The following is a 22,037-nucleotide window of genomic DNA, read 5'->3' as shown; positions in this document are numbered from 1 at the left end:
AAAATCATTTCGAACCGGATTATTGATCACAATGACAGGATATAGCAAGGTAAAAAACACAAAGTTTGTCACGCCGATTGGAACACCTACTCAAGTTGACGGAGGCAGAGTACTAATCGAAAGACTGATTCATCTGTTTAAATTGCGTAATCGTATTGAATTAGCAGATTTAATTGGTGTTACGGCAGGAACCCTTTCAACTTGGACCACAAGACAGACCGTTCCGCATGAGCTACTGATCAGGTTGCACTTGGCTACAGGTGTTTCGATGGAATTTTTATGTTTTGGTGAGGGTGATCAGAATCAAGATGTATTTGCTAAAAGCTATGGCAGCACCGTACCTGTTTATAAAGATGGTGAAGCTTATATACCAGCAGAAGTCGCTGAGAAAGAGGCAATGTTTAAATTACCAGAGCTCGAAGCGTTTTCAATAGAGAATGGCCAATTGGTGGCAGAAGCTAAATATGTAATTAGTGACAACTTAGCCGCTGTAATTGGTATCGACGTTATCGCGGCTGATAAAGCTATCCATGATGATAGCAACATAGTTTTTATCAATTCGAAAGAAACTACTCCAACATATGGACGATACCTTTTCAGCATTGCTGATATCTACCAGCTTGGCGAGCTCCGCATGCTACCCGATGGACATGTGTACTTATTTCATGACGGCGAAAAATACCCCATCAACCCAGCCACCACCAAGATCCACGGCAAGGTAGTATCAGTTTTAGAAAGTATGTAGTTATTCAAATAACAAGGATGTTGTTATGAGTGAGTTTCCTATCACCTTTAATTCACAAATAAACAGGTAAAACGGATGTCCATTCGCAATCTAAAAGACGCTAGTGACAAACCTTGGATTTGCGAGTGTTACCCCAATGGTCGCGAAGGTAAACGAATTCGTAAAAAGTTTGCCACTCGTGGTGAAGCGACTGCGTTTGAATTGTTCACCATGAAAAAGGTGGATGATAAGCCTTGGCTTGGGGAAAAGGTCGACAATCGTCGCTTATCAGAGTTAATAAAACGCTGGCATGATCTACATGGCCAGCAACTGACTAAGCCAGAGTTACGTTTACGAAAACTCGATTTGATATGCAGTGGCATGGGGGATCCAATTGCCAGCAAGATCACTGTTAATGATTTTGCCAACTATCGTCAGATGCGCCTCGATGGTGAGATTGAAGACGCGCAAGGTAAGATGAACAAGGTTAAGCCTAACACCATTAACCATGAGCATGCCTATCTCAATGCCGTGTTCTCTGAGTTAAAGAAGCTAGGTGAATGGACTTTACCGAATCCACTGGAGGGTATATCTCAATTTAAAATTGAAGACACCGAACTGGCGTTCCTCTATGTAGAAGAAATCCCCATAGTTTTAACCGAATGCGGTAACGCCGAATATGAACACCTCACCACTATCGTGCTGATCTGTTTGGCCACCGGTTGCCGCTGGTCAGAGGCCGAAGGTTTGCGCGGCAGTCAAATAGCCCACAATCGCATCACCTTTGTTAAAACCAAGGGAAAGAAGAACCGAACCGTTCCAATAGCTCAAGAATTAGCAGATAAGATACCGCGTGCTAGAGGTCCACTATTCAGGCCATGCCGCAGGTCATTTGAACGTGCCATCAAGCGCACCAAGCTGACTTTCCCAGACAGGCAGATGACCCATATTTTACGCCATACCTTCGCCAGCCACTTTATGATGAACGGCGGGAATATCCTGGTACTAAAACAGATACTCGGCCACTCAGATATCAAGGACACCATGCGTTATGCCCACTTCGCACCCGATCACCTGGACGACGCAATCACCAAAAACCCAATAGCAGAGCTATTGCGTAAAAGTGAGATTGCTAATTAGGACTTGTATTTAGCATGAATAGTAAGTAATGCAACAGCTAATGAATCCAGAAAAAATCATCAAACGACACGCGCCAAATCTAGTTCACTGTCTTCATTTTTTTCTATAAAGGTAATTTCTATATTTTTATTTGGAACAAAAACTTGCCTAGAAACATATTCAGTAACATCATCTAACGAAGTAAACTCTATTTCATTAGATATATTAAGAGCAGGTTTCCCAAAAGTATCGTCAAATTCAATTCCATTCGAATACACATCAACATTATAAATACGAAATATACTAGGTATACTGTCATCAATTATAACCGTTGCGTTTCTAAGTGAAATAAGATCAAACAAGAACTTAATCCTAGATAAGCATTCTACCGCCAGATTTATGTTTCTCTGAACGTCGGAGTCAGAAAACAGCTCCTCACCATGCATTAAAACATTCCTAAATTGTTGTAAAGTAGATATTTTATCAAATAGTTCATCTGATAATAAATTTTTCTTTTTCATATCTTTAAACATAATAAAGAATGGTACTTTACCTTGTCTAATACCATGCGCGCCTGACACTTGCCTTACATTAAGATAATATAACCCAGCCAAGCTATTTATTTGAGAATCAAGCTTTTTCCACAATATAATAAAATCACCATATAGCTGATTAATATTAGACATAACACTTTCTGCAACAGTTTCTTTATCGTCTATTGGTACAGATATCAGATCAATATTCTTAATTGCCTTTTCAAGATAGTTCTCTATCTCTCCAACTAACTTAACAATCTCGTCATGATCATGCTTCACTACAATTGAGTTATGTGCCACTTTACACCTCAACTCATATAACTGACTCCATCGCTTAGATAAAAATGTGTCATCACAATCAACAATATCAGAAAAATATTTTAACCAATTAGATTTAGGTATATATTCCTTAATCAAGAGTAAATCTAATTCCTCCAAGTTTTTTGCTTTTTCAATAATTCCATAAAGTTCCTTAACATCTTTTACAGAGTATGGTTTGAATAAAAAATCTGCTAAGTGGATAAAATCAACTTGATATATTGTATTAACTTGAGCCGAATCTTTTCTCTTGCTTTTATCTACAGCATTTTTAAAATCATCAGGAGAGGATTCTTTTAACCAGCTTTTACCGATCTTTCTTAGCATGAAGTTCGTGATTAATTTCCTCATTAAATTTTCTATTCGATGTATCATTGGGTATGATAAATTTGAATAGTAAGTAGAAATATCATCCCTCAACACTTCTGGTCTTCCACCAAAATTACTAACGATTCTTTTAATATCTTTTAGCAACAAAACAAAAGTATCCAAATCATTCGACTTTGATTTTAATGATACTTGAAAAAAACGTTGAGATTTATTTCCAACATCTCCAGCACTTAATAAATACTCAACTTCAAATGTATTCTTATATTTTAACTTATTACTATTTATTTTCACATCTGAATTAACTTGCATAAGGTTATTAAATGTTTTTTTATTATCACAAAATGCATTTTCAGCATCCATTAATATTAAATATTCAACTACAAACTCATTCACTTACTCAACCCTTTAATTATTATAGGGAGTGATATTCTCCCATACTAAGCTTATAAATAATCCTACCTTAAAAGATAAAAATTTACCATGTAAAAAGAGAAAGACCCACACCTAAAAAGCACTATAAAGCAATACCTTAAATAGATAACAACTACATTCACCTACCAAAACTACGAATACTAGCTGATAATATGGCCTCGTAACATAGAATCGATATAATGAGTTCGTTTAGGTTTTTATAGCACATATATTAATAGTGAAAGTAACGAGCTTCATCAGCCACGTTATGATGAACGGCGGCAATATCCTTCCTTTCTTCAAAGAGAAGAAACAGGTACTCGGGCACTCCGATGTATTTCAAGATAGTTGACACCATGCGCTACCCCCACTTCGCACCCGATCACCTGGACGACGCAATCACCAAAAACCCAATAGCCGAACTATTGGGTAAAAATGAGATGACTAACGCCTCAAATTGTTGGCTAAAATTAGTGATGAGGGAGCAAAAGCCAACTGTTTTTTGTCCTTTTAAACGGTTAGTTAAGTTTTTATTATTAGACTACTTAGCTGGTTGAACCCCCAAATTTCATCCCAAACTTCGGAGTTTGACCTCCGACTTAATCTTGAAGGATGAGGTGCTTTGATAAATTTATTGTTTTCTATCGAAGACGGTAACAGCACACTTGAAACCTCCTTACCACATAAAATTATTCGCTGAGATTTTAAAAGAATTGGATCGTTAATTTCATGTGCATCATCCAAGCAGTTCTTATGTTTAATTTTTGACAACTTCTCTTTTTTCAAATAATGATAAGAACAATTTAGAAATACTATTCCTTGAGAAAGTAAATGATAAGCATAATCTTTAGGCGATTTATATTTTTCATGACTTGGCAACCCACCAAAAATAGAATTAAAAATATGAAAACCTGAAGAGTTTCCATCCATTTCACTCCAAGTACCTTTCATGAAAGGGATCCTTATAGGATCTGTAGGATATGGGTCTTTCCCTAGTACAACAAGATTAACAGACTCTAATTCATTAATTTTTAGTAGATATTCACTACTGATAGATACTTTGTCATACATTATATTTTTAAACTCTAATACTGAAAATCAACTCAAAAACTCAACACTTGCATAACATCTTTACTGCTTTTCTGATTAAGCCTAGTTTTACCACTTAATACGGTAAACCCAAAGAAACCTAGAATGCCTAATGTAGCAAATCGTGTTGATACATTTGTTAGCTACAGTCCATTACACAAATTTTATATAGTAAAATACTTATGAGCATAAATTGAATTTGCAAACCATAAAACATCAGTGTAGCATGCTGTCTATTATATCAAGTAAATTTTAATGATTTATAAATCGCATGGCAATCCTAGAACTATATTTGGTGACGAACATATGGAACAATTAAAACTACTTATTATAATTTTAATACCATTTGTTCCTTTTTTATTATGGGTACTTAAAACACTAAGTAACAATTCTGAAAAACAAACAAATAAAAAAAAGGTTATTCTAAAATCACTTTCACTTAACCCTAATACTGGTTTACACGAACAACCCTTATTCTGGTTTTCACTAGTCATTCCGTTTGTAGGGTTCTTATCAACAGGATTTTTTGCATGGCACGATTATACCCTTTCTGTTAACTCTGATGGATTCAATATATTTTTGAATATAAGTAAACTCCCTTTGGCGGTTTGGGGGCTCTGCCTTCCACTTGCTGTTTTAATTGCTAGGTTACACGGAACAATACAGACAGCAGCGCAAATTGAAATTTCAACAGAAACAGCAAAAAGAGACAAATTAAAACTGAATCAAGAGCAGTTTAAGAACGCAAAAGCCTTGTTCGTTGAACTGATGACTAAGCACTGGGAGAAAACAATAGCTACAATGGCTCCTGAATTTAGAGAACTAAAATTTAATCCTGACAGTTACTTTCATTCCGTGTTCAGTACTTCAAGTGCAAATAAAGGGCTAAAACCATGCTCTGAAATTTTTAACAAAAACCTAGAAGAGATTGCAGAGCAATTCATCTCCTTCATGAATGAGTCAGGTTGGGAAAAGAACGCTGGTTTCGTAAAGCTACATCTCGCTCGTTTAGACATATATGTTGGCGATAAACTTAAAGATGATGACTTAACTACTAAAGATAAAATGTTCCACAACTATATAGCTATCTATACAAAAGCAATCCCAAATATAGTAGAACGAGTAGAAAGTGAGTTTGTCGAGAGCAGCTAACCAGCCTGTAGAATTTCTCTTTTAGAAAAAACAGCCTCAAAAATCATTAAAAATTAACCCTCAAAACGCGTTGCTACGTGAAATCTGAGACCATATCCGACGAAACAATTGCTTTTACGGGCTCTCGAAACATAGATATCATCCGTAATTTTCCACTTTGGAGAAATTATACAGCCTCAACGCCGCATTAAGCGAACTAAAACAGTGGATTAAAATGTGTAGAAACACAAAGGTAACTAACTGTTTAAAAAGGTTTAATTACCTTTTGACATTTATGATATAGTCACTATATGCAACTAGAAATTTACTCGTGAAATTCTTACAATCAAAATAAATCCGGAATAGTAGATATGGCATTAGTTACTTTAAGTATGCGTTACAAGAAACAGGCAAATAATGGTTCAGGGTTCAAAAAAGACCTTGATGAGTCTTTGAAAACTTTAAAAGCCTATGGATACATACTAAGCCCACAACAACAAACTCATATCATAACCCATGCTACATGCCGTGTAGCAATTAGCGATCCTGTAAAAAAACGCCGCGCAACTGGAGTGATATCTAACATAATACCCACAAAAAAAACTAAAAGAGGACTACAACGATACACGATAGAATTTTCTAGTTTAATGGAAGTAACCTTCTCTATTGAAGACTTTTCTAAACATCGAAAAGGCGTCAAGGTACACAATAATAGTGGCAATGAAATCAAGTAAATATAACGCCGCAAATAATGGCGCATAAGTTGGTACTTTTGGAGTTTTGCCAAAAAACGTGACAACTGTTTAGCGTCCATTGGTTTGCCTTGTAGAGATGATTAATCTTTAAGCCATTTATATAAGCCATACGCTGCTGCACCAACTGCAAGAGGGGCCGCGGCTGTAATAACTAACCCTGTAGCCATACCACCTCCCACAACGGTTCCAATTGCAGCAAGACCAGAAGTTATTCCTGTTGCTCCCAAACCAGCCACTGTTCCAGAGGCTGCTACCGCACCAATCGATCCTGCAGTTCCTGCTGCTGCACCTGCAGCACCTGCAATTGCAGCTTCTTTATCTGAAGTACTCATTTTATTTCTCCTTTCCCCATGATGAATAAAAGATAGTCCAGAGGATACAAACCTCTAACGTCTTAGTTTTTATACGTTACGATGTATGACACAAACCGCTTGTTGGACTTGGCATATACCTAGTCCAGATTAATTGGTATGTTTTATTTTATAGGGATTTCACTTTTTCATGCTGGCTCTTGGCTGTAGAGCAGTCTTGAATAAATATTTAAATCCCTTTGCCATCGTTGTGTTCCTTCACATTTTTCTAAGTCTAACGGCTTAATTCAACTGTTTTTTATATAGCCCTTAAAAAGTAAGGGCTACTATATACAAGCACACAATTAACATCAACATAGGTTGCCTAACTCATTATTTTAAATAAAAAAACAACATTTCCATCTTTAAATCTACGTTGCTAAAGCATCTCATGCTACACAATGGTTAAAGCAACTTTAATTTAAGTCTGCAGCAGACTGTGACCATCCGTAAATAATGGCGGCAGAATGGCGGCAACCAATTAGAAAGGCTAGCACCCTCTTACGCATGTGCAAACTTAACTACTTGAAAGTAAGTACATTAGCTACCGCTAAGGGTGCTTAGGTAGGATGTAGGCTTTTGGGACGCGGGCTTAAGCCCCATATCAACTCTCCACCAATTCTAAGAAAGCCCTGATACGAAAGTATCGGGGCTTTTTTTATGTCTACACTCGACTGAAACAACCCGCCTGATACAAATAAACAACAACTGCATCAGTTGCTTATACATAAATTAATTGTCATTAATGTGATTGACTCGCTTGCTTTACATGCACTAACTTGGTAGTCGCCCAAGCAACTTCTGTAGCACAGTACTCGATGGCCCTTTCGCCTAACTGTTGATTTCCATGACTATCCATTTAGTCATCAATTTAGCCATCAGTAACGACATAGAAGTGTAGATCTCACGACAGATCTATACCTAACCTTCGCAGTTTAAGGAATCACATGAATGAGAAATTTAGCACTTTTCAGCACAGCCTCTGTTGATCATCTACTTTGGTCAACCAACAGTGAGATAACTCAACTTAACTCTCCAGCCTTATCGATATTCACTGATTTCGATCACTCCCAACCTATGGTGGTAGATTCGAATACAGGTGCAGTTAACACCTTAGAGATAATGGAGAAGACTCATTCGTTTATGCGATTAGTTGTCGACAAGAATAATAAATTTCTAGGTGTGATCACTAAACATCAATTGTCTGATAGTAAAATGCTTAAAATGACCAACAAGTTTGATAGTAACTTAGATGAGCTACTGGTCACTGATATGATGATTCCAAGAGAGGAGTTAATGTCATTGGACTATGAGCAGCTTACGTCTGCTAGTGTGAGTGATGTGGTTCGTTCACTACAAGAAAATGGTTTGCATCATATTTTGGTTATTGATCATCAGCAGCATCATATCAGAGGCTTAATCGCGGCCAATGATGTTGCACGTAAACTGAAAGTGCCAATTAATATCGAGCAGCCCCCTTCATTCATGCATATCTTCAAGACCAACTTAGCTAAGAACGCACGTTTATTTTAAATTGAGCAAACAAAAAAACCACTTAACAGTGGTTTTTGTTTTAGCGTCACAACCTTAAATGTTTACCCTTTTCTGTCTAACTCCATTCTTGCGTGTCCTGCTAACACAAGTAACCCGGCTAAGATGCCCAGATTTTTCACAAAGTTTTGCATCTCGTGAGCCCCTTCAACTCCTGTGTAGTTCCAGAAATCATGCAAGTTAACATTAATAGTGAGTACTAACACTGCAAGTAACAATGAAACGACATAGGTATATCGATTTAAAATAAGAGCAATAGCGGCACCTATCTGAAATACACCCGCAGTGGCAAGTAAAACAGGGACCATCAACATTTGATGCTTTTCCATTAAGGTATACCCAAACCACTTCAAGATACAGGATTCAGCATGTCGAGAAGTGACAGAGTTCAAGGCATGAAATAGTTGGACTAGTTATTCTAATTCACTTTTTCATAACGCAGAAACATGTTGCTTCTCGCCTTGCCCTTCGGGAGTTCCCGTAGAATATCTGCACTGTGTTAGTGATATCAATAAGGAAGTAACCATTAACCTCAATCACAGCCTTGTTCAGCTATCCTACGGGAGCTCTGAAACGATCATCTTGAAGTAGCTTGGGTATATATGCATATCCCAACTAACAAACTTCATGATACCTGGCAGGAGGAAATAGAGTGCCAGTAACACTCTTCCACTCGTCAACAATACGGTATTCATGGTTATTTCATTTCGCATTTAACCATCCCTACTTATGAGTTTAAATGGCTTGGCCATTCACGGTTAATGCAACATCGATATTATTTCTAACAGCGTTAGAATACGGACAAACCTGGTGGGCCAGTATCACCAAGTTGACAGCTTCCTCTTGTGGTAAATCCAGTGAGACTGATAGCGCAGCTGTTAACGCAAAACCGCCCTCTTCTCTTACCCCAATAGCAACACTTGCGGTTACTGGTGCTTCTTTTAATGTCAATTTAGCTTCACGAGCCACATGCAATATCGCATTGGAGAAACACGCACTGTAACCAGCAGCAAATAACTGTTCAGGATTTGTTGCCTCACCCGTTCCGCCCATCTCTTTTGGGTAACTCAATGAGAGTGAGAGTAGACCATCATCACTTGATACCTTGCCATTTCGTCCAGCACTCGCTGTTGCACTTGTTTTATATAATTGCTTCATCGTTTATCTCCGGCGTTTACTAAATAGGGTAATCGCACACATTAATTGCGCGCAATTTAATTTACCAACAGAGTACACGGGAATTACATTGCGCGCAATGTAATTTACGTAAAACATGAATAACACATGGATGCGAGTGTGATCATGGCTTGCTTTCAATCGATAGCTAAGCCTCTTGGGTACAAAACGACACATTAATCTGCTTGTTACTCTGTGAGTCTTTTAGATAAGCTAATTCAAACAAGGCATTTATATTTGAACTCAGGAGGTTATCTTTGAAACATAAGCTTGTCTTAGGATACCTTTTGGGAGTGTGTTCGCTGCTATTTTCATCCTTGGCCAACTCAGGACAATGGCACTTACAGCAGGATAATGACATTATTTTTGGAGACGATGGCAATTACACCAATGGCATGATATTGAGCTGGGAAAGCACACCAAGCCGCTCCGCCATAGAACTTCCCCCGCCGTTAAAGTGGCAAAGTAATTTTACTTTTCATCAGGACGATGCCGAACTTGCTTGGGGACTAAAGCTGATTCAACAGATGTGGACGCCTGGGGAGATTGAAATTGAAACACCTCAGAGCACCGACCGCCCCTACGCTGGATACTTAGCCCTTGAGAGCCACACAGCTCATTACGGTAGCCAATGGGCACAAAAAAACTGGTTTTCACTGGGTGTCGTTGGGCCCGCCTCTGGTGCTCAGCAAGTACAAGAATTTGTTCATAAAATAACGGGTTCCTCACCGCCTTTAGGCTGGCATCAACAGGTTGAGAATCAAGTGACTCTTCAACTCGCCTATGAGGTAGATGGCCTGTTAATCAGAGGAGATCTCGTTAATCCTGTGACTTCTGGGGATAGTCAGTGGGAACTAAGTGGCTTTAGTCATAGCCAAGTTGGGAATTTTCGAACTGAAACGAATTTGGGACTCACTTTTCGCTGGGGTAATGATTTAGAAAACTCTTTTGGGCGGTTAAGTCATCATAGCGGGCACATGGGAAATGTTGCTTCAATTTCTCAAGCAAGTAGCATTATTTTTTATAGCAGAGCTTCGATAGGGTATCGGTTAAATGATTTAACCTTAGATGGCTCTCTGCCCTATGACTCTCAACCTCAATTGGAAAACATGCAGGCAGGACTAGTAACCGGTATTCTATGGTCTCATCCAACTTGGTCTGTCGGCTGGAGCTTTAATACTTATAGTCGTGAATACCGGACTGATGAAGCTAAGTGGCATGGCTATGGCTCGCTTTTGTTTAGTTGGCACTTATAAAAGCTTATTGTCTTCACTCATGCGAAGTAGTGACTGATTACTTGCCTTTAACGTCTGACTCAAGATCTTTGTTGGCCTTTACGATACAATTTCTGCCTTTCTCTTTTGCTGAATAAACCGCTGCATCAGCTCTTGCAAGAAGATGCTCAAATCCTTCATTTTCTGATTCAAGTTCAGCAATACCAAAGCTCGCGGTAACATGGATCTTACCTGGATTAAGCTGTTCGATTTTCGACCGTAGCTGTTCCGCTTTGTCTTGCGTATCGTCCAGTGAACAATGATCGAGTAAGATGACAAACTCTTCGCCTCCAAATCTGGCGACCACATCCTCTTTACGATTACAGTCAGCTAGCACATCGGCTACTGCCTGCAGGACGATATCGCCATTTTGATGCCCAAACTGATCGTTAACCAACTTAAAATGGTCAATATCAATCATCATAATTGACAGTTTTCCGCCATGCCTAGATAAGCGAGATATCTTATTTGTTGCAGCTTCAATAAGAAAGTGACGGTTAAATAAACTGGTCAACTGATCATGTAGAGCCATGCTTCTAAGGGCGTCACTTTGTTGTTTCAAGATAACTTGTGTACCGACTCTCGCCGTTACGATCGCAGGACGTATGGGTTTAGTAATGTAATCAACTGCCCCTAGCTGTAAACCATACTCCTCATCTTCATCGCTATCTTTGCCTGTGACAAAAATAACTGGGATATCTTTAGTCACGGAGCTCTCTTTTAACTTTCTACATACTTCATACCCGTCCATATCAGGCATGACCACATCGAGTAATATCAAATCTGGGATCGGTGTTTTCTCTGCGAGCTCCAAACATCGGATACCTGTCATGGCGACTTTTAACTGATAGTTATGCTGAAGACATGCCGCCAATATCTCAATATTGCTACGAGTATCGTCTACTAAAAGAATTGTCGCTTTACCTGTCATAATCAAGAGGCCCCTGCAGTACTGGAAACGGAATTACGGTATCTTTCCATCACGATATTTAGCGTTGCTGTCGCCTCAAGGTAATCAAAATCATTGAGCTGAGTAAGAAGCTGATCGAAAGTGTTCTGCACATTTTTATCATCCGATGCTCTATTCAAAGCACTAAACTCTTCCATATTGATGTAACTCCCATCGGCAAGCAGTTTAGATAGCTGGCTCAAATTTTTTTCCACATCCTTGCGCGACATAAATGTTTCTGTATTTCGATCTATTTTTGGCAATTTTTGATGTTCAACGATCTTAGTGCTCAACTCTTCATAAGCGGTACACAGTGCTGACAGATGACTTTGTGCCTTAACAACATCTTCCTCTTTGGCGGCAAGCTCGATTAACGCTGCTTGCTCTCGGAGTAGCTCACCACTAACGTTAGCTGCAACCCCTTTAATGGTATGTGAGACTTCTATGATTTCTTTGATGTTAGATTCGCTTAATGCCAGCTTAAGTTCTTTCAATTTCGATGGCATATCTTCTAAAAACAAGTGAATAATAGAGTTAAACAGTGCCTCTTTACCCATAGCACGCTTCATCAAACTCACTTTATCCCACAACATTTTATCATCCATCATGTTATTACCAATTATAGAAGCTGGTTGAATATTAGGAATAAAACTCGAATCTTGCTGTTTCGAGGTCTCTAACGTATTCACTTCGTTTGTCACTAATTGGAGTGGTGCATTCCCCTTTACTTGCAGATTGACCTCTTCAACAACTAACCATTGATTCAATTTTAGATGCAGCTTGTTGGGATCGATAGGCTTAGCCAGGTAATCATCCATACCAGCATCGAAACACTTCTCTTTATCGCCCATCATGGCATTCGCTGTCATAGCAATAATAGGGATCCGTTTACACTCCTCACCTGCTACTCCCGCGCGAATTTGACGAGTCGCTTCATACCCGTCCATCTCAGGCATTTGACAATCCATTAAGATTAGAGAATAAGAAGTTTCAGTCTCCTCCTGTAACATCTTAAGTGCCTGTAGCCCATTATCAGCCACATTTACGCTGACATTAAGATCCTCCAAAATACCTGTGGCGACCAGTTGATTAACGTAGTTATCTTCCACCAGTAAAATAGTTACAGACTCAGGTAATTGTGATGTTTGATGATCGTTGATGTGAGCTAATGTCTGTAGATAATGGTGAGTCACTAAGGGTTGAGCCCCTTGCATAGCTTTACCGTCATCGAAGATGATAGAGAGCGCATCAAAAAGATCGCTTGTTGTCGTCGGTTTAGGGAAATAGCCGCTAAAGCCTAAATCAGCAAAAAATTTAGCATCACCAATTTGAGACATTGAGGTCATCATGACCAGTTTAATCGCTTCAAACCTTATGTCGCTTTTTAATCGTCGACCTAATTCGGCACCATCGATGTCAGCCATTTGCATGTCTAAAAAAGCGACATCAAACTGAGGTACTGACGGATCCTGTTCTCTTGCAGCACAAAGCTCGAGTGCTTCAACAGCACTTTGTGCTCCAACAACACTCGCCCCCCAAAGCGCCAGCTGCTCAATAATCACCTCTCTATTTGTATGATTATCATCGACAACCAGCAAGGTTAATTGTTCAATGTTAACCGTAGGTACCACCAGTTGAGAATGATCACTCCTCACCAAATCAATCTCAAATTCGAAACAGCTCCCCTTACCAACCTCACTCTTAACCGAAATATCTCCTCCCATAAGGCAGCATATCTTCTTCACTATGGCCAGTCCGAGCCCTGTCCCGCCAAATTTTCGTGTTGTCGAGCTATCGACTTGACTAAAAAAGTCAAAGAGACTGACCAGTTTTTCCTTGGGAATGCCAATGCCAGTATCAGTCACTGAACAGGTGAATCGCCATAAGCCATCATCTTGCGACGGGAGTAATTTAGCTCGAATAGTGATTTCACCTTCATGCGTAAACTTAATCGCATTACTCACTAAGTTAGTCAAAGCCTGACGAAGACGACTAGGATCTCCCCTGACATAAGCTTGTTCTATGCCTTTAAGATCTAAGATTAGTTCGATGTTTTTATGCTGCGCTTGATGCGCCATCCCTTCGGCAAACTCACCTAACAAACCTCTTAAATTAAATTCCAGTTCTTCTAGATCTAACTTACCCGCGTCAATTTTTGAGTAATCCAAAATGTCATTGATAAGCGTTAACAAAGATTGCGCACTTGATTGAGCAATACCCACTCTTCGTTGCTGGAAGTCTGTTAATTTCGAATTGTAAAGTAGTCCTAGCATCCCCAAGACACCGTTCATTGGTGTTCTGATCTCATGACTCATGCTGGCCAGAAATTCGCTCTTCGCTTTTACTGCAGATTCAGCTGCTTCTTTTGCTATTTGAAGTTCATGCTGAGTTTTCATTCTTTGGCTGATGTCATGGAAACTCCACACTCGTCCCAAAAACTCCTTACCGCTATTCATCGGTAATGAGACTTGCTCAAACACCCTGCCATCTTTAAAGAAAAGGGTATCGAAACCTTCCTGTTCAGGTTCTTGATAAAGGCGTTCGATAGAGCCTACAAAACTATCTCCATCGAGAAGTTGTAATTTATCCATATAGGCAAATTCGCCATGTTCTAGATTTTTTAGAGTCTCTGGTGTTATTGCCCAAATATCACAAAAACGGTGATTAAACTGCAACACTTCACCATCAGGATCGGTCACTAAAATACCGTTATCAGTTGACTCCATCACCGACAACATTAAAGATAAGCCTTTCTTAACGAGCAGGTCTGACTCTTTTCTCTCAGTTATATCGGCACGAATCGCAATATAACTTTCAAGCTCACCAGCGGGGTTATTAAAAGGAACAACGGTTGTATCAACCCAATAATAACTGCCGTCTTTAGCACGGTTACAAATCTCAGCATTCCACACCTCTCCTTTAGATATCACGCTGTACATCTGCGCAAAAAATGCCTTAGGGTGATGGCCTGAATTCAATAAGCGATGATTTTTCCCTATCAGTTCCTGTTCACTATAACCACTGATTTCAGTAAAAAGTCGGTTCACATAGGTAATCGTCCCATTCACATCTGTAATAACAACAATGGCATGCTGATCCAAAGCGAACTTTTGATTCTCTAAACGATTAAGAGCCTCAACAGCCTGTAAATTAGCGACTCTAAGTGAATCTTCATATGTACTTCTTGTCACTAACAGCTCATTGAAAGCATCTGCTAACAAAGATATCTCATTGTTACTGTTAATTTGTACCAGCTCGACTTTCTCTCCCTTGGCAACATCGAGATTGGCTTTGACTAGCTTCTGTACTGGTCGAGTTATCTTTCTTGCGACAAATATGGATGTGAGTATGACCACGAATATGGTTATCACAACTAATATTAAGGTCATTCTCGCAAGCCAATTAATCTCTCCCATCGCCTCATCACGATCAACTTCACTGATCAACAACCAATCGACACCTGCCAATGACACGGATTGATGTAACCCAATGACATTTTTACCGTTTGGTCCCATATACTCCAATGTTGTCGAATCTATTCCTGTAATCTTAACTACTTCAACACTCTCTACTCGATCGCTTTTAGCCCGAGTCTTCAACCACGCTCTAAACTGATCGGTATCTATCGACTTCACGGTCACTTCATCCCAATTATCTTGAATGGGCGACAACAAAAGACCATTTTCATCAACTAAGTAATGAGTTAATGAACTCTTTTTACCTACAGCTAAATTCATTGACCTGAAAATCGGCTCAAACCGTAACTGAATGGCCATTGCACCAATCGCTTGGGCATTCTCATCAAACATGGCTGAAACGATAAAACTTGAAATAGGTGCAGAAGATAATGGGTAACGATCAATTCCAGAGAAGCTTACTTTTCCGGTGTTTAACGCATTTTGTACACTGGCTGAAAAATACGAATATCTTAGTACAGGGCTATAGATGTTCTCTCCCAAATCCTCCTCTTTAGCCACCGAATAAAGAATATTGCCACTGGGGTCTATCAGATAAATATCGCTAATGTAGTCATACTCATCCACTAATGTGGTCACATGACTTTGCTCAGTCTCCATTCTTTTATACCAATCAGGGCCTTTCACATACTCAGTGGGAGTTTGCTGACTTGAAACCAATCCCTGACTTAACGATGATAACATTTCAGACATATGACCAGATTCAGCTTCGACTCTTAAATCGAGTAAACGATATTCAAACCAAGACTCGATAGCCTGTGTTGTCAGCACGGAAGATTGGGTGAGTTCATCTTCAGCCGAATTGACTAAACTCAACTTTGCTTGTTCATAGCTAAACCAAGAAACACCAATGAGTGGGAGTAGCGAAAGCGCAAGGAACCATAAAGTGAGACTCAAACTGAGTGAATGGTATTTTTTATAACTGCGATTGACTTGTTTAGTCGAGATCTCGTCCATATAGATTCATCACCTAATGTTGTTAATACCAAAACCGCTTACTCTCATGACGATTTCAATTTTTGCCAAGCAAGGCAAAGGAAAATTGATCACTATGAGCTTAGTAGAGGAGTTGATATTTTTCACCTTCAGGCAGCTGAGTTATTGTTTAATCAATCTAAAATGGCTAGACGAGGTGATCGAAGGAATTCAATACCGATAAACCTCTGTCAGGTGCGTTTTAAATTAAATGAAAGGATTAATATTCAAAATAGATAATAGGCATGATGAACACTAAACATCAGACCTGATGACATATCGAGGAACCCACGGCACTGATTGTACTAATCCACTCGTCAAGTTTTGATCTCATTTCTAATCGAATACCGCATTACTGTCTGCAACTTGAATTGCAGTTTGCAAAACACACAACCCCACCAACAAAATAGAAACCATAGATCTTTGTATTTTAAGAAAATAATTATTGGCACAAACTCTGCATTCTGAATTATTAGCTAAATACAACAAGGAAATCCTAATGAAAAAAACCTACTCATTAATGATTTGTAGCAGCATTCTACTCACTCAAGGGACGAGCTGGGCTGATGAATTTGAAGCTTGTCCTTCAGAAGCTTTTATCATTCAAACACCTTCATCGGTGCCTAAAACATATGGCGTTGAGTTGGCTACAGGTAGCTACACCGTATTAGAGAATGATATGGGCATTACTAAATCTTATAACGGTGTTGGATTTAATTATCATGATAACTACATCTATGGCTGGGACTATCAAAACGGGACGCTAGGAAAAACAGGGAATGACTATCAGATAATACCGCTTACTATTACCAAAGACAGTGCCTCTGTAAGTGCCGGTAATCTATTTGTTGGTGATGTATCTATCACTGAAAATACTTGGTATGGGTATCGAAAAGGTAAAGGACTTTTCACTATTCCCCTTGATGATCCCAATAACTACAACATGACAAGAATCTCAGGTAGTAATACCAATGCCACCTATACCATTACAGATTTTGCCTTTCATCCTACAGATGGTTTTATCTATGCAATCACGAATGGCAGTACAGGTAAGTTAATTAAAATCGACCCTGCAAATGGCTTATCAACAGAATTAGGCACAGTCGTGACTTCGACTTCAGGAAATTTTATTTTTGGCGCTCAGTTTTTTGACCCTGACGGTAATCTTTACACCAGTAATAATGCGAACGGAAATATCTATCGCGTCAATGTCGATGTCGCATCACCAGCAGCAGAACTCTTTGCCTACGGTCCATCATCATCAAGTAATGACGGTGCTCGTTGTGCTTTAGCTGTTGTCTCCGTCGGCGATAGTGTCGACTTTGGTGATGCACCGGACAGTTATGGAACATCACTTGATAATAATGGCGCGAGACACTCAATAGTCCCTGGATTACACCTTGGTAGCAGTGTTGACAATGAGTCTGACGGTTATGTCTATCCCTTAAGCGATGATGCTAGCGATAACAGTGATGATGAAGATGGCGTGAGTATGCCAACAGGGTTTGAAATTGGAGAGCAGGCAATATTACTCGTCGATGCCACTGGCGACAACGGCTACCTTAACGGATGGATAGACCTAAATAGAAATGGTGAATTTGAATTAGAGGAACAAGTCATCCTTGGAGAGCCCCTTGATGAAGGCACAAATACCATCATTATTGATATCCCAACGTGGGCTAACACTGGAGAAACTTGGGCTCGTTTTCGCTTAAGCACTCAGCAAGATATCTCCTCGACGGGTGGTGTCGGTGACGGTGAAGTAGAAGATTATCCTATTACATTAACCGAAACAGGCGTGTCGGTGAACTACTATCCTTCCTCTTCAACTTTTACCTCTATAGCCTATGAAGATCTTTATCCTGATCAAGGAGACTTTGATATGAATGACGTAGTGGTACAGCTACGCATTGCAGAATATGTCAAAGACAACAAGGTACGTCGTATTTCACTGACCATGGAACTAGCAGCAATGGGAGCCGCCTACCACAACGGTTTTGGTGTCCAACTTCCTGGTGTCGCACGCAGTAAAATCAAAGAAAGTTTAATAAGTTGGAATGTTGATGGCATTTCACAGTCTGAATCAACGTTAGAAACGGAGCAGAGCAATGCCGTATTTATCTTTACACAAGACTTGTCAGATCATGTCACCATCGCACAAGGCTGTACTTACCTCAGAACTGAAAGTGGCTGCGGAAGTGCATATCGTACAACGTGGGAAATGAGCATCCCTTTCGATACCCCTGTTGACAAAACATCCATGCCTGAATTCCCTTATGACCCCTTTATCTTTGCCACACCTAATACCGATCATGGTGAAATAGCAAAATATTATACCGGGGGTAATAACCCAGGCAGAAAATGGGAAGTTCATTTAAAGAATCGCGCTCCTACCGATAAGTTTGAATCAGCCTATCTAGGTGCCAGATCTGACGCGGCCGATGCCAGCACAAGACAGTACTTCCTTACCGACACAGGTATGGCGTGGGCATTAGAAGTGCCATCGGATTGGAAACATCCTTTGGAGAACCAGCGACTCGACAGTGCCTATACCGAATTTGTTGATTTTGCCGCTGATGGTTCAGGCGATACCAATGAAACTTGGTATACCAACCCAACCAATTCATTGATTTTTACTGAGCAGTAGATAAGGAACTCACTATGACTAAGCAAACAGTAGTAACTTCCATGCAATCAAATAAAGCACTTAGCGAGAGGTCAATGACTGAGCAATCGTCACGATTTGGTTTAATCATTGCTTTTACGCTTGCAGGTTTACTCGTAGGGTGTGGCGGTGGTGGTGATGACGGTGGAGACACCGTCGCAGCCCCCGTAACCACACCGACAACACCAACCACTCCGACGACACCGGATCCAGATCCAGTACCAACTCCGACCTCACTTGATGATCTGGTTATCGCAGCAGATAACATTATCGAATCATCCTATATGTTGGATATTAATGTGGCGATGAATGACCAACAGCGAGCCTACTTTTCACTGTGCGGTGACTACCAAACCTCTGGGAGTAGTTATAAAGTTAATTACAACTCCTGCTTATTTAGGGGGCCACTAGATGAAGGAAATCTGTCGGCAAACATAAAAGTCGCGAACCATCAAAGTGAGCTGATGGTGGTTATCTGGCATTATGATGGCAGTGCCCCGAGTTACCAAATCTGGCAATACGATGCAGCGCTTGACCAGCAGTCGCTCAGTGTCAATTAACCCTTAGTTCAATCTTATAAAGCGCGGCGTTAAGTCGTGCTTTATCTATTAGGCCTAAACATAAAACACCACTATTTTCTTTGAGATCCATAAGCTTTCATTTCGCTTTATAACTCCCCTCGTTACCTCTCCTCAATACTCGATACTAACACCGCTATATTAACAATAATTGCGATGAATACAGTCACTGCAATAACTAAACCTATTGTAATCTCGAGTTAAAAGACCAAATCAATACAAAAAACCAAATGTGAGCGTACACGTGTAAGCTAATGAAAAAAGAGTGAATATTGTTCATCTTAAAATCAAAATTCAAACAATTGTTTAAAATACTTGTTTTGAGTAATTGATCTACTGTTCGTTTTATGTCGTAATGGAGTTATATTTCTGGTCCTCTGAGAAAAAATAATGAGCATAAGAACAAGATTTAAAAAAGTATTGCCAACTATTTCCACCACAGAACAAGAAGCACTGGATGCGGGTGACGTCTGGTTAGAAGGATCTATCTACCAGGGTCTTCCTGACTTTAATGCCTTACGAGAAATTCCCGTAGCGGCTCTATCAGTTGATGAACAAGCGTTTCTCGATGGCCCTGTGACACAACTTATCGAGATGGTGGATGATTTTGCTATTCAGAGCGCCAAGCATATCCCTGAAAATGTTCTGACCTTCTTAAAAGAGAACAAGTTTTTCTCACTTATTATTCCAAAAGCCTACGGCGGGCTTGAGTTCAGCCCTTACGCTAACTCAACCATTGTTGCCACTATTGCAGCTAAAAGCTCCGCAGTTGCTGTCACCGTAATGGTGCCAAACTCTCTCGGCCCTGGAGAGTTATTGATGCACTATGGTACCGATGAACAGCGAGATTTCTGGCTGCCTCGTTTAGCCAAAGGTTTAGAGATCCCCTGTTTTGCCCTAACCAGCCCAGAAGCTGGCTCAGATGCTGGCGGTATTCCTGATATAGGAACAGTCACAATAGGCGAATATGAAGGTAAACAGGTGCTTGGACTGTCTGTTACCTGGGATAAACGTTATATCACTTTGGCTCCAATCGCTTCGGTGCTTGGGCTTGCTTTTAAAGTGCAAGATCCCAAAGGTTTACTTGGTGGTGAAGAAGATTTAGGCATCACCTGTGCGCTTATTCCAAAAGCACACCCTGGCGTTCAGTTAGGTAACCGTCACGACCCAATGGGCGTTAACTTCTATAACGGCACCACTCGTGGAGAAAATGTCTTTATTCCAATGGAGTTCATCATTGGTGGTCAAACCAATATTGGCCGTGGATGGGCGATGTTAGTTGCATGTCTCGGCGCAGGACGCGGAATATCTCTACCCGCTTTAGGGGCTTCAGTTAGCCAATGCTCATTTAAATCATCTGCCGAATATGCAGCGGTTCGTGAGCAGTTTGGATTGTCTATAGGAAAATTTGAGGGAATTCAGGAAAAGCTGGCCGATATTGCGGGTAAAACTTACCTACAAGAATCGATGCGTGTACTCACAACAGAAGGGTTGGGCATTGGCCTTAAGCCTTCTGTTGTCACTGCTATTGCAAAGTACCACATGACAGAGTTAGGTCGTGACATACTCAACTCAGCCATGGATATTCAAGCTGGTAAAGCGATTCAACGTGGACCACAAAACACGTTAGCCTCAGGCTATGTAGCACAACCCATTGCAATTACGGTAGAAGGCGCAAACATTCTTACCCGTAATCTCATGATCTTCGGTCAAGGTGTCATGCGTTGTCACCCGTACTTACAAAGTATGGTTGAGTCAATCCACAGTGATAGCAGTACTGCTGACAAAGAGTTCAACAGCATACTCACTAAGACTATAGGTTACAGCGTTAATAACTCGCTACGTGCCTTCCGTTTGGGGTTACTGCCTTTTACTGCATCGGCAACCTCAACTTTGTCAGAGGTGATTCCTTACGAAAAATCCGTGAACAAGCTTGCCTCTAAACTCGCCGTTTACGCTGACTTCTCACTGTTAGTACTTGGCGGTAAGTTGAAACAAGCTGAGATGCTTTCTGCTCGATTGGGCGATGTAATGAGTTACCTGTACGCTGCCATGGCGTCGATTCGTTACTATGAACATAAGCTACCTAGTGAGCAACGAGAGCAAGCTGCCCCGTATTTCCATTACGCGACTCGCTGGTCTCTTTGTAAAGCCGAAGAGGCGCTACTGGCCTTCCTTGAAAACTTCCCGTCATCTGCCACACGTAAGCTGATGCGCCTGTTAACCGTCACTTACTCCCCTAAGATGCAAAAAGTAAATGATGACTTAGTGAGAGAACTTGCCGAGCAGGCACAGTTAAACACTGAGTTTAAGCGTAATTTAACGCATTTAATTAAACCGGTTCCGGGAGATGGTAACGACATCAACGAGCAAGCTTATCTTGCTAAGATGAACTGTTTACCACTGCTTGCCAAAGTGAAGAAAGCATTGCGTAAACGCCAATTCAAAGCCGGCACACGTTTCTCAATCACCTTAGATGCCGCATTGGAAGCCAAGGTGATCGAACCGTCAGAGCATAAGCAATTACAAGATTACAATCTCAAACGTGAACGTGCGATTCGTGTGGATGAATTTGATTTCGATATGAATTTAATCACTGAAAAAGCAGAGTTAAAAATCGCCAACTGAAT

The 22,037-nt window shown here is 40.3% G+C and carries 16 protein-coding genes and 1 pseudogene; 9 read left to right on the top strand and 8 right to left on the bottom strand.

Annotated features, from left to right (window positions below):
* Nucleotides 1-31: 31 nt before the first annotated feature.
* Together FN961_RS14970 and FN961_RS14965 are read left to right on the top strand one after the other, a co-directional pair.
* Complete coding sequence (locus FN961_RS14970; RefSeq protein ID WP_144040985.1) at nucleotides 32-745, top strand: helix-turn-helix transcriptional regulator; 714 nt, start codon at nucleotides 32-34, stop codon at nucleotides 743-745.
* Nucleotides 746-820: 75 nt separating this feature from the next.
* Nucleotides 821-1,864, top strand: coding sequence for a phage integrase (locus FN961_RS14965; RefSeq protein ID WP_144040984.1), 1,044 nt, complete (start codon nucleotides 821-823; stop codon nucleotides 1,862-1,864).
* 59 nt (nucleotides 1,865-1,923) lie between these two features.
* Here FN961_RS14965 and FN961_RS14960 read toward each other — a convergent pair whose 3' ends face one another.
* Both FN961_RS14960 and FN961_RS14950 read right to left on the bottom strand, forming a co-directional pair.
* A complete protein-coding gene (locus FN961_RS14960; RefSeq protein WP_144040983.1) occupies nucleotides 1,924-3,420 on the bottom strand; it encodes a HEPN domain-containing protein in 1,497 nt (498 codons plus the stop codon).
* A 540-nt stretch (nucleotides 3,421-3,960) separates the two neighbouring features.
* Nucleotides 3,961-4,389 (bottom strand): hypothetical protein, encoded by a 429-nt coding sequence (locus tag FN961_RS14950; protein ID WP_144040982.1) that lies wholly within the window; start codon nucleotides 4,387-4,389, stop codon nucleotides 3,961-3,963.
* Between the two features lie 444 nt (nucleotides 4,390-4,833).
* Between FN961_RS14950 and FN961_RS14945 the strand changes: the two genes are divergently transcribed.
* Entirely contained in the window at nucleotides 4,834-5,679 is an 846-nt protein-coding gene (locus tag FN961_RS14945) for a hypothetical protein (RefSeq protein WP_144040981.1), read from the top strand.
* Between the two features lie 350 nt (nucleotides 5,680-6,029).
* On the top strand, nucleotides 6,030-6,392 hold the full coding sequence (locus tag FN961_RS14940; RefSeq protein ID WP_144040980.1) for a hypothetical protein: 363 nt from the start codon (nucleotides 6,030-6,032) through the stop codon (nucleotides 6,390-6,392).
* A 101-nt stretch (nucleotides 6,393-6,493) separates the two neighbouring features.
* On the opposite strand, the gene FN961_RS14935 is transcribed toward FN961_RS14940, so the two are convergent.
* Entirely contained in the window at nucleotides 6,494-6,745 is a 252-nt protein-coding gene (locus FN961_RS14935) for a hypothetical protein (RefSeq protein ID WP_144040979.1), read from the bottom strand.
* 969 nt (nucleotides 6,746-7,714) lie between these two features.
* Between FN961_RS14935 and FN961_RS14930 the strand changes: the two genes are divergently transcribed.
* Nucleotides 7,715-8,296: a CBS domain-containing protein gene (locus FN961_RS14930; protein ID WP_144040978.1), complete on the top strand. Its 582-nt coding sequence runs from the start codon at nucleotides 7,715-7,717 to the stop codon at nucleotides 8,294-8,296.
* Nucleotides 8,297-8,358: 62 nt separating this feature from the next.
* Here the strand turns inward: FN961_RS14930 and FN961_RS14925 are convergent.
* From FN961_RS14925 to ohr, 3 genes and pseudogenes are all read right to left on the bottom strand, one after another.
* Nucleotides 8,359-8,646 (bottom strand): annotated as a pseudogene (locus FN961_RS14925) (hypothetical protein); the annotation flags it as partial.
* A 225-nt stretch (nucleotides 8,647-8,871) separates the two neighbouring features.
* Entirely contained in the window at nucleotides 8,872-9,027 is a 156-nt protein-coding gene (locus FN961_RS25835) for a hypothetical protein (RefSeq protein ID WP_185972804.1), read from the bottom strand.
* A 22-nt stretch (nucleotides 9,028-9,049) separates the two neighbouring features.
* A complete protein-coding gene (gene ohr / locus FN961_RS14920) occupies nucleotides 9,050-9,472 on the bottom strand; it encodes an organic hydroperoxide reductase Ohr (RefSeq protein ID WP_144040976.1) in 423 nt (140 codons plus the stop codon).
* 275 nt (nucleotides 9,473-9,747) lie between these two features.
* Here ohr and FN961_RS14915 point away from each other — a divergent pair, with 275 nt between their 5' ends.
* Nucleotides 9,748-10,746, top strand: coding sequence for a lipid A deacylase LpxR family protein (locus tag FN961_RS14915; protein ID WP_144040975.1), 999 nt, complete (start codon nucleotides 9,748-9,750; stop codon nucleotides 10,744-10,746).
* Between the two features lie 37 nt (nucleotides 10,747-10,783).
* On the opposite strand, the gene FN961_RS14910 is transcribed toward FN961_RS14915, so the two are convergent.
* Nucleotides 10,784-11,695 carry a diguanylate cyclase gene (locus tag FN961_RS14910; protein ID WP_144040974.1) on the bottom strand — a complete coding sequence of 304 codons (912 nt, stop codon included), beginning with the start codon at nucleotides 11,693-11,695 and terminating at the stop codon, nucleotides 10,784-10,786.
* A gap of 2 nt (nucleotides 11,696-11,697) precedes the next feature.
* Nucleotides 11,698-16,146 carry a response regulator gene (locus FN961_RS14905; RefSeq protein WP_144040973.1) on the bottom strand — a complete coding sequence of 1,483 codons (4,449 nt, stop codon included), beginning with the start codon at nucleotides 16,144-16,146 and terminating at the stop codon, nucleotides 11,698-11,700.
* Between the two features lie 517 nt (nucleotides 16,147-16,663).
* On the opposite strand from FN961_RS14905, the gene FN961_RS14900 reads away from it, so the two are divergent.
* The 3 genes from FN961_RS14900 to FN961_RS14890 all read left to right on the top strand — a co-directional run bounded on the left by FN961_RS14900 (nucleotide 16,664) and on the right by FN961_RS14890 (nucleotide 22,035).
* A complete protein-coding gene (locus FN961_RS14900; protein WP_144040972.1) occupies nucleotides 16,664-18,811 on the top strand; it encodes an LruC domain-containing protein in 2,148 nt (715 codons plus the stop codon).
* A gap of 14 nt (nucleotides 18,812-18,825) precedes the next feature.
* Nucleotides 18,826-19,389 (top strand): hypothetical protein, encoded by a 564-nt coding sequence (locus tag FN961_RS14895; protein ID WP_229814679.1) that lies wholly within the window; start codon nucleotides 18,826-18,828, stop codon nucleotides 19,387-19,389.
* 408 nt (nucleotides 19,390-19,797) lie between these two features.
* On the top strand, nucleotides 19,798-22,035 hold the full coding sequence (locus tag FN961_RS14890) for an acyl-CoA dehydrogenase (protein WP_144040971.1): 2,238 nt from the start codon (nucleotides 19,798-19,800) through the stop codon (nucleotides 22,033-22,035).
* Nucleotides 22,036-22,037 lie beyond the last annotated feature (2 nt).

The organism is Shewanella hanedai (assembly GCF_007197645.1).
Taxonomy (GTDB): domain Bacteria; phylum Pseudomonadota; class Gammaproteobacteria; order Enterobacterales; family Shewanellaceae; genus Shewanella; species Shewanella hanedai.
Note: the sequence above shows the minus strand (reverse complement) of the source record. Positions and strands in the feature narration are given on the sequence as shown.

Bases quoted from the DNA above. Each gene is read 5' to 3' on its own strand.
- FN961_RS14910 (WP_144040974.1), bottom strand. From the start codon at position 11,695: ATGACAGGTAAAGCGACAATTCTTTTAGTAGACGATACTCGTAGCAAT.
- FN961_RS14950 (WP_144040982.1), bottom strand. From the start codon at position 4,389: ATGAAAGGTACTTGGAGTGAAATGGATGGAAACTCTTCAGGTTTTCAT.
- FN961_RS14945 (WP_144040981.1), top strand. From the start codon at position 4,834: ATGGAACAATTAAAACTACTTATTATAATTTTAATACCATTTGTTCCT.
- FN961_RS14930 (WP_144040978.1), top strand. From the start codon at position 7,715: ATGAGAAATTTAGCACTTTTCAGCACAGCCTCTGTTGATCATCTACTT.
- FN961_RS14940 (WP_144040980.1), top strand. From the start codon at position 6,030: ATGGCATTAGTTACTTTAAGTATGCGTTACAAGAAACAGGCAAATAAT.
- FN961_RS25835 (WP_185972804.1), bottom strand. From the start codon at position 9,027: ATGCGAAATGAAATAACCATGAATACCGTATTGTTGACGAGTGGAAGA.
- FN961_RS14890 (WP_144040971.1), top strand. From the start codon at position 19,798: ATGAGCATAAGAACAAGATTTAAAAAAGTATTGCCAACTATTTCCACC.
- FN961_RS14905 (WP_144040973.1), bottom strand. From the start codon at position 16,146: ATGGACGAGATCTCGACTAAACAAGTCAATCGCAGTTATAAAAAATAC.
- FN961_RS14965 (WP_144040984.1), top strand. From the start codon at position 821: ATGTCCATTCGCAATCTAAAAGACGCTAGTGACAAACCTTGGATTTGC.
- FN961_RS14900 (WP_144040972.1), top strand. From the start codon at position 16,664: ATGAAAAAAACCTACTCATTAATGATTTGTAGCAGCATTCTACTCACT.
- FN961_RS14970 (WP_144040985.1), top strand. From the start codon at position 32: ATGACAGGATATAGCAAGGTAAAAAACACAAAGTTTGTCACGCCGATT.
- FN961_RS14895 (WP_229814679.1), top strand. From the start codon at position 18,826: ATGACTAAGCAAACAGTAGTAACTTCCATGCAATCAAATAAAGCACTT.
- FN961_RS14935 (WP_144040979.1), bottom strand. From the start codon at position 6,745: ATGAGTACTTCAGATAAAGAAGCTGCAATTGCAGGTGCTGCAGGTGCA.
- ohr (WP_144040976.1), bottom strand. From the start codon at position 9,472: ATGAAGCAATTATATAAAACAAGTGCAACAGCGAGTGCTGGACGAAAT.